Source organism: Sphingomonas colocasiae (assembly GCF_019880585.1).
Classification (GTDB): domain Bacteria; phylum Pseudomonadota; class Alphaproteobacteria; order Sphingomonadales; family Sphingomonadaceae; genus Sphingobium_A; species Sphingobium_A colocasiae.
Map to the genome: position 1 here is coordinate 50,339 of NZ_JAINVV010000002.1, position 11,964 is coordinate 62,302.

Genomic DNA, 11,964 nt, shown 5'->3' on the forward strand with positions numbered 1-11,964 from the left:
AACCGGGGCCGCCCCGTGCGGCCACTTCGCCTTTTGCCAGCGGCGGCGGACTGGCCTAACAGGCACTTCGTTTCATATCATCGTTCCTCAGCGAAAGGCCCCTATGTCCATCCGCATCCGTTTCGCCACCGCCCAGCCCGAAGGTGATCACGCGCTGGCTCTCCCCATTCGCAAGGGTGCCGATTTCCCGGCGGCTCTGCCGGGGCTCGATGCGGCGGGCGTGGCGCTTGCCAAGGCGGCGGCTGCCGCCGCCCGTTTCGACGGGGAAGCCGGCGCGACCGCCGAACTGGTGGTGACGGAGGGGCAGGGCGCCCGCCGCGTCGTGCTGTTCGGGCTGGGTGATCGTGACGACAGCGTCGCATGGGAGCGCGCCGGCGGTGCGCTGGCGGCGCGTCTGCTGACCTCGGGTGAAACGCGACTCGTCGTCGATCTGTCGGGCAGCGTGTCGCGCGCGTCGGATGCGGCGGCATTGGCGCTCGGCACCGTGCTCAGGAGCTGGCGCCACGACGTGTACCGGACGCGGCTGCCCGAAAAGTCGAAGCCGACGCTGGGCGAGGTCGTGATCGTCGGTGCGGCGGATGGCGCCGAAGCGGCCTGGGCCACGCAGGAAGCGGTGGCCGAGGGCGTGGCCTTCACGCGTACGCTGGTGTCGGAACCCGCGAACATCATCTATCCGGAAAGCTTCGTCGAACGCTGCCGGCATCTCGCCGATCTGGGTGTCGAGATCGACGTGCTCGACCGCGCCGCCATGGAAAAGCTGGGCATGGGTGCGTTGCTGGGCGTGGCGCAGGGCTCGGCGCGCGCGCCGCAACTGCTGGTCCTGCGCTGGGACGGGACGAACGGTGCACAGAAAGAGCCGACCGCATTCGTGGGCAAGGGCGTGACCTTCGACACCGGCGGCATCTCGATCAAGCCCGCCGCGGGCATGGAAGACATGAAATGGGACATGGGCGGTGCAGGGGCCGTCGCGGGCGCGATGAAGGCGCTGGCGCTGCGCAAGGCCAAGGCGCATGTCGTCGGCGTGTGCGGGCTGGTTGAGAATATGCCCGACGGACTGGCGCAGCGGCCGGGCGACGTCGTCACCTCGATGTCGGGCCAGACCATCGAGGTGATCAATACCGATGCCGAGGGCCGGCTGGTATTGTGCGACGCCATCACCTGGGTGCAGAGCAAATATGCGCCCAGGACGATCGTCGATCTCGCCACGCTGACCGGGGCGATGATCATCTCGCTCGGCAACGAGCATGGCGGCATCTTCGCGAACGACGATGGTCTCGCCGATCAGCTGATCGCGGCGGGCAAGGCAGCGGGCGATCCGCTGTGGCGCTTCCCGCTCGGCGATGCCTACAACAAGCTGATCGACTCGCCTATCGCGGACATGAAGAATGTCGGCCCGCGTGGCGCCGGATCGATCACCGCGGCACAGTTCATCCAGCGCTTCGTCGATGACGGTGTCAAATGGGCGCATCTCGACATCGCCGGCATGGTGTGGGCCGACAAGGCCGGCCCGACCTGGGAGAAGGGTGCGACCGGCTATGGCGTGCGCCTGCTTGACCGCTTCGTCGCGGAAGTGCTCGAAGGCTGATGCAGGTCGATTTCTACCAGCTCGGTGGACGGCCGGTCGAACAGGTGCTGCCCGCGATCGCGCAGCGCCTGATCGATTCGGCCGCACGCCTGCTGGTGGTGACCGCGGACGAGGCGCAGCAGAACCGGATCGACGCCGCGCTATGGACGGCGCGGCCCGAGTCCTTCCTGCCGCATGCGCGTGCCGGCATGGATGATGATGCGGCCCAGCCGATCCTGATCTCGGGTGCGGTCGATGCCGCCAATGCGGCGCGGAATGTCGCGCTGGCCGATGGGGCATGGCGTGACGAGGCTCTGGGATTCGACCGCGTTTTTCACTTCTTCGATACCGAATCGGTCGATGCGGCGCGCGCGGCCTGGCGCGGGCTCAATGGCCGCGACGGGGTCGAGCGGCGCTATTGGGTGCAGGATGAGGCCGGCAAATGGAGCCGGATGGCGTAGATCGAGTGCAAGGGCTGCGCTTGCGGTTGTGCGCGCTCGCGGCTAAGGGGCGCGCATTCCCACCCTACAGACTATTGGAGCTGTGACGGCCATGGCCGCAAATCGCACCTTTTCGATCATCAAACCCGACGCAACCCGCCGCAACCTGACCGGTGCGGTCACCAAGATGCTCGAGGAGGCCGGCCTGCGCGTCGTCGCTTCGAAGCGCATCCAGATGACCCAGGAGCAGGCCGAGGGTTTCTACGCGGTCCACAAGGAACGCCCCTTCTTCAACGATCTGGTCAGCTTCATGGTCTCCGGCCCGGTCGTGGTTCAGGTGCTCGAGGGCGAGAATGCTGTCCAGCGCAACCGCGACATCATGGGCGCCACCAACCCCGAGAACGCCGAGCCCGGCACGATCCGCAAGGAACTGGCCGAGTCGATCGAAGCCAATTCGGTCCATGGTTCTGACAGCGACGAGAATGCCGCGATCGAGATCGCCTATTTCTTCAAGCCCGAAGAAATCGTCGGCTGATCCTTCAATCAGAGGACACGCAAGAAGGGCCGCCGGATCATCCGGCGGCCCTTTTTCGTTCAGAAGCTCGCGGCGATATCCATCAATTTGGTGAGCCGCTTGGGCGCGACGGCGCGCCAGCTCTTGTCCAGCCATTCGGCGACATGGTCCCAGTCGGTATCGCCGGTATCGAGCCGGATCGCGATCCAGCCGGCCGCGCCATAATAGGCCGGACGATAATAGAGATCGGGCTCGGCTTCGATCAGCGCCGCCATTTCGTCCTGTCCGCTCGTCTTGACGAGCAGCGCGATCGCCTCCTCGCCATGATGGTGGATCGAGACATAGGCGAAGAATTTGCCCGATTTGTCGCCGCCCACGCGCCAGCCCGGCGAACCGTGAGAGGTGCGTGCATCGGTTTCGGGGAGCGCGAGCGCGAGTTCGCCGACCTTGGCGACGATCCATTCGGGCGTGGTTTCGCGCGCCACGAAATCGGCCAGCACGCGCGAATAGAGCTGATGCTCGGCGATCAGCACGCGTCCGGCAAGCGTGTCGGGCGTATCGCCGGCAACGATCGCGACTTCGGTCTGGCCCAGCACGGGGCCGTCGTCGAGTTCGGCGGTCACGACATGGACCGAACAGCCCGTCACTCGATCGCCCGCTTCGATCGCGCGTTCGTGCGTGTCGAGGCCCTTGTATTTGGGCAGCAGCGACGGGTGGATGTTGAGCATCCGCCCCGCCCAGCGCGTAACGAATTCTGGCGACAGCAGTCGCATATAGCCGGCCAGCGCCACATAATCGACGCGCGCGGCACGAAGCTGGGCGTCGACCAGCGCATCGAACTCCGCTCGCTTCATGCCCTTGTGACTCTGCGCCCAGGTCGCGATGCCCTCGGCTTCGGCCAGCGCAAGTCCGCCGGCCTCGGGATCGTTGGCGGCGACCAGCACGATCTCGAACGGGCAATCGGCGCGCTTCGCCGCATAGACCAGCGCCGCCATGTTCGATCCGCGCCCGGAAATCAGGACGCCGATCCGCGCCTTAGCCATGGTGAGTCGCGGTCCAGTCGGCACGCGCGCTCCAGGTCTCGGCGCTGCCGGATACGGTGCAGCCACGCTCGCCAGCCTCGATTCGGCCGATCCGCAGCACGGTTTCGCCGGCCTCTTCGAGCGCTTCGGTCAATTCGGCCACATCGGCTTCATCCACGGCCAGGACCATGCCGACGCCGCAATTGAAGGTGCGGGCCATTTCCTCTGGCTCGATATTGCCCTGCGCCTGCAGGAACGCCATCAATCGCGGCTGCGCCCAGGCATCGACATCGACATGCGCGTGCAGCCCCTCGGGCAACACGCGCGGGATATTCTCGAGCAGGCCGCCGCCGGTGATATGTGCGAGCGCGGCGATCCGGCCGGCGCGAATCTGGGGCAGCAGCGAACGCACATAGATACGAGTCGGCGCCATCAGCGCGTCGATCAGCAGCGTTTCGTGGTCGAACAGGGCAGGGCGGTCGAGCTTCCAGCCCTTGTCCGCCGCCAGCCTGCGCACCAGCGAGAAGCCGTTGGAATGTACGCCGGACGATGCGAGCCCCAGCAAAATCTGGCCCGCCGCGACACGGTCGCCGGTCAAGGCCTCGCCGCGCTCGACCGCGCCGACGCAGAAACCGGCCAGGTCATAATCGCCATCGGCATACATGCCCGGCATTTCGGCGGTCTCGCCGCCGATCAGCGCGCAGCCCGCCTGGCGGCACCCTTCGGCGATCGAGGCGATCACGGTTTCGGCGACGCCGCTTTCCAGCCGGCCGCAGGCATAATAATCGAGAAAGAACAGCGGCTCAGCGCCCTGGACGATCAGGTCGTTCGCGCACATCGCGACAAGATCGACGCCGACTCCGTCATGCCGGCTGCTGTCGATCGCAAGCTTTAGCTTGGTGCCGACACCGTCGTTCGCCGCGACCAGCAGCGGATCGCGGTAACCCGCCGCCTTGGGATCGAAAAAGCCGCCGAAGCCGCCAAGATCGGCGTCGGCGCCGGGCCGGCGTGTCGATCGCGCGAGCGGACCGATCGCTTTGACGAGGGCATTGCCGGCGGCGATCGAAACGCCTGCCTTGGCGTAGGTATAGGATTCATCGGTCATGGGCCGCGCCTACAGCATTTTCATGGGCAAGTGGGAACCGGTTTTTACCGAAGAATTTGCGAAACCGATCCCATCCCACTTGGATTTCGTTCCTCAACTCGCCAAAAGAGCGCCGTGACGCTCGCCAATCGCATTTATCAGCCCTTGCCGCTGCTCCTCGCGCTACTCATGCTGGCCGGGCTCGCGGCGGCGGTATTCGCGCAGATCGAGAGCGGCGACCGCGGCGTGATTCCCATCGACACCAGCGGCAGCCTGGAGGTTCCGGGCGTGACGGTCGATGTCTACGCCAAGACCGCCGATGCCGCGCGACTCGGCGGCTGGCGGCTGGCGCAGCGCAAGGCCTGGCGCGAACTCTGGGTGAAATATCATCCCGGCACCGGCGCGCCGGCGCTGCCCGACGGGACGCTCGATTCGATGGTGTCGAGCATCGTCGTCGAGGACGAGCAGATCAGCTCGAACCGTTATATCGCGCGGCTGGGCGTGTTGTTCGATCGCGCGCGCGCCGGTCAGATCCTCGGCGTGAGCGGCGGTGTCGCGCGCTCGCTGCCGATGCTGGTCATTCCCGTGCAATGGTCGGGCGGGCGTCCCGAAAGCTTCGAGCACCGCACCGAATGGCAAAAGGCCTGGGCGCGGTTCCGCACCGGATCCGGCCCGATCGATTATGTCCGCGCGACGGGCACCGGCGCCGATCCGCTGCTGCTCAACGTCGCACAGTCAGGACGGCGCAACCGCAATTGGTGGCGGCTGCTGCTCGATCAATATGGCGCGGCGGACGTGCTGATTCCCACGGTGAAGCTGGAGCGCCAATGGCCCGGCGGCCCCGTGATCGGCCGTTTCACCGCCGCGTTCGGGCCCGACAGCCGCATTCTCGACCAGTTCACCTTGCGCGCCGAGAATTCGGCGGCGCTCGAGAAGATGCTCGACGAAGGCGTGCGCCGGCTCGATCAGGCTTATTCGCGTGCGCAGGCGTTCGGCATGCTCCGGCCGGATCCGACACTGATCATCGAGGAACCCGTGGATGCGAGCGCGCTCGAAGAGGCGTTGCCGACGGAGGATGCCGCTGGTGCCGCGACGGACCTGTCGGTTCCGACCGGCGCACTCAACGTCACGATCCAGTTCGATACGCCCGATGTCGGCTCGGTCACGCGTGCCGAAGGTGCGCTCCGCGCCGTTCCCGGCGTGTCGAGCGCATCGACCACCAGCCTGGCGCTTGGCGGCATCTCGGTGATGCGCGTGGTCTATGCCGGCGACATCGCGACGCTGCGCACGGCGCTCGCCGCACGCGGCTGGCGCGTCGACGAAGGGGGCGGGGTGCTGCGCATCCGCCGCGCCACGGCGACGCCGCCGCCCGAAGATCAGGTCACGGCACGCCAATGAAGGCCTGCATGTGAGCCAGATCGCTCTTCCGCTCGACTGGCCGGCGGACGAGACCGATGCCGATTTCCTTGTCAGTGCGTCCAATGCCGCGGCCGTCCGCCATCTGGAGCATGTCGGGACCTGGCCGGTCTGGGCGACGGTGCTGACCGGGCCGCGCAAGTCCGGCCGCAGCCTGCTTGGGCGCATCTTCGCGCTGAAATCCAAGGGCACATTGATCGACAATGCCGAGGAACAGTCCGAGGAAAGGATCTTCCATGCCTGGAACGCCGCGCAGGAGATCCGGAAGCCATTGCTGATCGTCACCGACCGGACACCGGGCGACTGGCGTCCCCGTCTGGCCGATCTGCGCTCCAGGCTGGCGGCGACGCCGATCATCCGCCTGGAGGATCCGGACGACGGGCTGATTGACATGCTGATCGAAAAGCAGCTTGGCACGCGCGGCATCGTGACCACGCCCGAGTTCCGTGCGTTCGTGGTGGCGCGGATCGAGCGCAGCTTTATCGCGGTGCTCCGCTTCGTCGATCTGATCGATCAGGCGGCGCTCGCCCGCCGTCGCCGCATCAATATCACGCTCGCACGGCAGGTGCTGGCGGAGATGGGAGTCATCGACGAGTCACATTCCAGCGGTTAGGCTGCGGGCATGAGCAGCAGACCCGCCCCCATTCCCTTTGGCAACGACGACGAACCCGATGTGCCGGTTCAGCCCGGCGCGCGCTATTTCAACCGGGAACTGAGCTGGCTCGCTTTCAACCGCCGTGTGCTGGAAGAGGCGACGAACCGGGCGCATCCCTTGCTCGAACGGCTGCGCTTCCTGTCGATCTCGGGCAACAATCTCGACGAATTCTTCATGGTTCGCGTCGCCGGGCTGAAGGGACAGCAGCTTCAGGCGGTCGAGCAACGCTCGGCCGATGGCATGACGATTTCGCAGCAGCTCGCCGAAATCGCGCGCCAGGCGGATCGACTGATGGCCGAACAACAGGCGATCTGGCGCGAGATCCGGGGCGAACTGCGCCAGGCGGGCATTCGCGTGCTCGGCGTCGACGAGATCGATGGCGCGGTTTCCGACTGGCTCGCCGTCCATTTCCGCGAGCAGATTTTCCCGATCCTGACTCCGCAGGCGCTCGATCCGGCGCATCCCTTTCCGTTCATTCCGAACAAGGGGCTGAGCGTCGTCTTCGATCTCAAGCGCCGTTCCGATGGCGAATCGATTCGGGAACTGCTGATGCTGCCGGCGGCGGTGCCTCGCTTCGTTCGCGTACCGGGCGGCGATACGGCCTGCTACGTCTCGCTCGAAACGGTGATCCGCCATTCGGCGGGGCAGCTTTTCCCCGGCTATGATGTCGTCGGTTCGGGCGCGTTCCGTATCATCCGCGACAGCGATATCGAGATCGAGGAAGAAGCGGAGGATCTCGTCCGCTATTTCCGCAGCGCCATCAAGCGCCGCCGGCGGGGCAGGGTGATCCGCCTCAAGCTCGAAAGCGGCATGACGCCCGACGTCGAGAAGCTGGTGAAGCAGGAACTGGGCGGCGAGGATGCCCTGATCACCGAAACCGCGGGATTCCTGGGTATCGGCGAACTGGAGCAACTGGTCGACGAGGATCGGCCCGATCTGAAGTTCACCGCTTATGCGCCGCGTTTTCCCGAGCGGATTCGCGAGCACGGCGGCGATTGCTTCGCGGCGATCCGCGACAAGGACATCGTCATCCACCACCCTTACGAGACGTTCGATGTCGTGCTCGCCTTCCTGAAGCAGGCGGCGGACGATCCCGACGTGGTGGCGATCAAGCAGACGCTCTATCGCGCGGGCAAGCAATCGGCGGTGATCCGCGCGCTCATCGACGCGGCGGAAGCGGGCAAGTCCGTCACCGCCGTGGTCGAGCTGAAGGCGCGTTTCGACGAGGAGCAGAATCTGCTCTGGGCGGCGCAGCTCGAACGCGCCGGCGTGCAGGTGGTCTATGGCTTCATCGACTGGAAGACCCACGCCAAGATCTCGATGGTCGTCCGGCGCGAGGCCGGCACCTATCGCACCTACTGCCATTTCGGGACGGGCAATTACCACCCCGTCACCGCGCGCATCTACACCGATCTCAGCTTCTTCACCGCAGATCCGCGCGTCGGCCGCGACGCCGCGCAGATCTTCAATTACATCACCGGCTATGTGGATCCGCCGGGGCTGGAGGTGGTGACGATGTCGCCCAAGAACCTCCGCTCGTCGCTCTGCGCGCTGATCGACGCGGAGATCGATCACGTCCGCGCCGGCCGGCCCGGCGCGCTCTGGGCGAAAATGAATTCGCTCGTCGATCCCGACATCATCGAGAAGCTGTACGAAGCCAGCAATGCGGGCGTCGAGATCGACCTGATCGTGCGCGGCATATGCTGCCTGCGCCCGGGCGTTCCCGGCATGTCCGAGAATATCCGCGTGAAATCGGTGATCGGGCGCTTCCTGGAGCACAGCCGCATCTGGGCGTTCGGCAACGGCAAGGCGCTGCCCAATGACGGCGCGAAGGTTTATATCTCCTCGGCCGACTGGATGCCGCGCAATTTCGACCGGCGCGTCGAATATATGCTGCCCATTGAGAACCGCACCGTTCACGATCAGGTGCTCGATCAGGTGATGCTCGCCAACCTGCTCGACAATGAGCAGAGCTGGGAACTGAACGCCGATGGCGATTACGACCGCATCATTCCCGACGACCGGCCGTTCAACCTTCATCGCTATTTCATGACGAACCCCTCGCTTTCGGGCCGTGGCGCATCGCTGCACAACAGCGATGCGGTGCCCAAGCTCAGCCTCCGACGCCGGCGGTAATAGCCGCACTTTTTTGTCGATCCGGCGGATCGTGCAGCCTATGCAGAGCCGGGCGACGCAGTGCGTCGCCATGGATGGATGGACCCCGGCTTCGTCCGGGCGATGAAATGGGGTTCGGACTGAGGTGAGCGGCAAGAACAGCATTCCGCGCCGCGCCATCATCGATATCGGCTCGAACTCGATCCGACTCGTGGTCTTCGACGGTCCGGAGCGGCTGCCCGACATCTATTTCAACGAAAAGGTGATGGCGGGTCTGGGGCGCAACCTGTCGCGCGATGGCGTCATCGATTCGGCCTCGATCGAGGTCATGCTGCGCGCATTGCGCCGCTTCCGCCGTCTGGCCGACGAGATGGACGTGGCGAGGCTGCGCACCGTCGCCACCGCCGCGATCCGCGAAGCCGCGAATTCGGCCGACATTCTTGGGCGCATCGGCGAACTCGGCCTCGACGTCGAATTGCTTTCGGGGGAGCAGGAAGCCGAAGCGGCCGGGCTCGGCGTGCTGTCGGCGATTCCCGACGCGGACGGCATCGTGGGGGACCTGGGCGGCGGCAGTCTGGAGCTTATCCGCGTCCGTGATGGCGCGACGCATGAATCGATTTCGCTGCCCTTGGGCGTGCTGAGGCTCGCGGCGATCCGCGCAAAGGGCAAATCGGCGTTGCGCACGACGCTCGGCAAGATGGTCCGGAAACAGCGCTGGCTCGATCAGGCGGAGGGGCTGCCCTTTTATCTGGTCGGTGGTTCGTGGCGCGCGCTGGCGCGGCTCGACATGTATCTCACCGGCTATCCGCTCCCCATCATCCATCATTATCGCATGCCGCCGGACCGGGCGACGCATCTGGTGCGGTCGCTCGCCAAGGTCGACCGCAAGAAGCTGCAGGACCTTGCGACGCTCTCGACATCGCGTATCCCGACGCTCGGGGACGCCGCGACCTTGCTGTCCGCAGTGGTCGCGCATCTTGGGCCAAGCGAGTTGATCGTTTCGGCGTCGGGTCTGCGCGAGGGACTGATGTTCGGCAGGCTCGACGCGGAGACGCGACGCATCGATCCGCTGATCGCGGCGACCCGGATGGAAGGGGCTCGGCTCAGCCGTTTCCCGGAGCATGGCGACCTGCTCGATCGGTGGATTTCGCCGCTGTTCGGGGAGGAGGCGCCGGCCACCGCGCGCCTGCGGCATGCCGCGTGCCTGCTTGCCGATGTGGGTTGGCATGCGAACCCCGAATTCCGCGCGGAACGCGGGCTTGAAATCGCCTTGCACGGCAATTGGGCGGCCGTCGATGCCACGGGCCGCGCGATGATGGGGCAGGCGCTCGCCACCAGTTTCGGCGCGGGGAGCGCGCCTTTGGCGCAGCTTGCCCCGCTCGCACGCCCCGATGCGCTGAAAAAGGCCGCGCTCTGGGGCCTGGCGATGCGGCTGGGCCAGCGTTTCAGCGGCGGTGTCGCCGGGCCGCTTCGCCAGAGCCGCCTGTCGGTTGTGGGGGACCGGCTGCAATTGGCGATCGCGACACCGGATGCCGAACTGTATGGCGAAGCGGTCGAGCGCCGACATCGCCAACTCGCCGTCGCGATGGGGCTCGGCAGCGAGATGACGCTCGCCTGAGCGCTTCGCGAAGCGTCAGCCGCAGCTTGCCGTGGTGATCTTGTTGTCGCGATCGTAGCTGACGGTCAGCCGGTCGGGCCGGAAGTCCATCGTCATCGCGCTGTCGGGCGGTCCCCAGCGCAAGGTGCGTGCCCCTGAAATCTTGAGCAGTTCCGCACCCAGCTCGGCGCTCACCGTCCGCCCGACATAGGCGGCCAGCCCCTCATTGCGGCATTCGCCGCCCCCCGCCGCTGTCTCCGCCGGAACCGTCGCGCACCCGGCCAGCAACGCGCATCCGATCAGCCCGAAACGCATCATGCCGTGCCCTCCGTATCCGCCATCGTCATCATCAGCTTGCCACCGCGCACGGCAAAGGCAAGCCGGCCCTCGACGAGCGCCAGGGCATCGCGGCCGAACTGTTCGAACCGCCAGCCTTCCAGGATCGCCAGGCCGTCGCGGCGGCCGGCGGCGAGCATTTCCAGCTCGTCGGTTCGCGCCAGCAGTCGCGGCGCGACGCTCGATTCGCGTGCACGGATCTTCAGCAGCAGTTTGAGGAGGTCTGCGACCAGCGTGCCGTCCTTGCCCAGCCCCGGCGTGCGATCTTCGCGGACGGGCATCTCGGCGGCGGGCAGCGGCGTCGCGGCCGCGAGCGCCGCGATCATGCGCGCGCCGATATCGTTGCCCGCCCAGCTTCCGGAAAGCCCGCGGACCTTGGCGAGATCGGACTGGACGCGCGGCGGATGCGCGGCGATGTCGGCCAGCGTTTCGTCCTTGGCGATGCGGCCGCGCGGCAGATTCTTGTTCTGCGCCTCGCGCTCGCGCCACGCGGCCAGCGCCTTCAGCCGGCCGAGCACTTCGGGCTTGCGGCTGGGCACCTTGATTCGCTGCCATGCCTGTTCGGGAATGGTGACGTAATTGTCGGGATCGGCGATCCGCTCCATTTCCTGATCCAGCCAGTCGCCACGGCCGGTCTTGCGCAGTTTCGCGAGCATCCTGGGGAAGATCTTCACCAGATGCGTGACGTCGCCGATCGCATAGTCGATCTGGCGCTGGTCGAGCGGGCGGCGGCTCCAGTCGGTGAAGCGGGCGCCCTTGTCGAGCGTGATGCCCAGCCAGCTGTCGACCAGGTTGGAATAGCCGACCTGATCGCCTTGCCCCAGCGCCATCGCCGCGATCTGCGTGTCGAACAGCGGATGTGGCGTCTTGCCCGTCAGATTATGGACGATCTCGATATCCTGCCCGCCGGCATGGAAGACCTTCAGCACATCCTCATTATCGACCAGCAGCTCGAGCAGCGGCGACAGATCCATGCCTTCGGCCTTGGGATCGATCGCGGCCGCCTCGCTTTCGTCGGCGATCTGGATCAGGCAGAGATCCGGCCAATAGCTGTTCTCGCGCATGAACTCGGTATCGACCGCCACGAAGGGCGATCGCGCGAGGCGGGAGCAGAGATCGGAGAGGGTCTTCGAGTCGGTGATGAGCGGATGAACGTGCATCGCGTCCCCTTATACCCGTCTCGCGGGTTGACAAAGCCGCTTCGCCCCTGTGTTAGCGGCC

11 protein-coding genes are annotated in these 11,964 nt (G+C 66.2%); 7 read left to right on the plus strand and 4 right to left on the minus strand.

All coding sequences use genetic code 11. The features are described from left to right. The first annotated feature begins 109 nt into the window (after nucleotides 1–109). The 3 genes from K7G82_RS03420 (at nucleotide 110) to ndk (ending at nucleotide 2,539) form a co-directional block, all read left to right on the plus strand. Complete coding sequence (locus K7G82_RS03420; RefSeq protein WP_222988512.1) at nucleotides 110–1,585, plus strand: leucyl aminopeptidase; 1,476 nt, start codon at nucleotides 110–112, stop codon at nucleotides 1,583–1,585. Beyond that, on the plus strand, nucleotides 1,585–2,025 hold the full coding sequence (locus K7G82_RS03425; protein WP_222988443.1) for a DNA polymerase III subunit chi: 441 nt from the start codon (nucleotides 1,585–1,587) through the stop codon (nucleotides 2,023–2,025). Before K7G82_RS03420 ends, K7G82_RS03425 begins: the two co-directional genes overlap by 1 nt. 91 nt (nucleotides 2,026–2,116) lie before the next feature. Then, complete coding sequence (ndk, locus tag K7G82_RS03430) at nucleotides 2,117–2,539, plus strand: nucleoside-diphosphate kinase (protein ID WP_222988444.1); 423 nt, start codon at nucleotides 2,117–2,119, stop codon at nucleotides 2,537–2,539. A gap of 59 nt (nucleotides 2,540–2,598) precedes the next feature. Here the strand turns inward: ndk and purN are convergent, their stop codons facing one another. Both purN and purM read right to left on the minus strand, forming a co-directional pair. Then, a complete protein-coding gene (gene purN / locus K7G82_RS03435; RefSeq protein WP_222988445.1) occupies nucleotides 2,599–3,561 on the minus strand; it encodes a phosphoribosylglycinamide formyltransferase in 963 nt (320 codons plus the stop codon). Next, nucleotides 3,554–4,645, minus strand: coding sequence for a phosphoribosylformylglycinamidine cyclo-ligase (gene purM / locus K7G82_RS03440; RefSeq protein WP_222988446.1), 1,092 nt, complete (start codon nucleotides 4,643–4,645; stop codon nucleotides 3,554–3,556). Before purM ends, purN begins: the two co-directional genes overlap by 8 nt. Before the next feature lie 114 nt (nucleotides 4,646–4,759). Between purM and K7G82_RS03445 the strand changes: the two genes are divergently transcribed. The 4 genes from K7G82_RS03445 to K7G82_RS03460 all read left to right on the plus strand — a co-directional run bounded on the left by K7G82_RS03445 (nucleotide 4,760) and on the right by K7G82_RS03460 (nucleotide 10,428). Then, on the plus strand, nucleotides 4,760–6,022 hold the full coding sequence (locus K7G82_RS03445; protein ID WP_222988447.1) for a heavy-metal-associated domain-containing protein: 1,263 nt from the start codon (nucleotides 4,760–4,762) through the stop codon (nucleotides 6,020–6,022). Nucleotides 6,023–6,032: 10 nt separating this feature from the next. Further along, nucleotides 6,033–6,653, plus strand: coding sequence for a P-loop NTPase family protein (locus K7G82_RS03450; protein ID WP_222988516.1), 621 nt, complete (start codon nucleotides 6,033–6,035; stop codon nucleotides 6,651–6,653). Between the two features lie 9 nt (nucleotides 6,654–6,662). After that, entirely contained in the window at nucleotides 6,663–8,831 is a 2,169-nt protein-coding gene (locus K7G82_RS03455) for an RNA degradosome polyphosphate kinase (RefSeq protein WP_222988448.1), read from the plus strand. A 124-nt stretch (nucleotides 8,832–8,955) separates the two neighbouring features. Further along, a complete protein-coding gene (locus K7G82_RS03460; protein WP_222988449.1) occupies nucleotides 8,956–10,428 on the plus strand; it encodes a Ppx/GppA phosphatase family protein in 1,473 nt (490 codons plus the stop codon). 15 nt (nucleotides 10,429–10,443) lie between these two features. On the opposite strand, the gene K7G82_RS03465 is transcribed toward K7G82_RS03460, so the two are convergent. Together K7G82_RS03465 and rnd are read right to left on the minus strand one after the other, a co-directional pair. Beyond that, a complete protein-coding gene (locus K7G82_RS03465) occupies nucleotides 10,444–10,725 on the minus strand; it encodes an I78 family peptidase inhibitor (RefSeq protein WP_222988450.1) in 282 nt (93 codons plus the stop codon). Beyond that, entirely contained in the window at nucleotides 10,722–11,903 is a 1,182-nt protein-coding gene (gene rnd, locus K7G82_RS03470; protein WP_222988451.1) for a ribonuclease D, read from the minus strand. The genes K7G82_RS03465 and rnd overlap by 4 nt, the downstream gene beginning before the upstream one ends. Nucleotides 11,904–11,964: the final 61 nt, after the last annotated feature.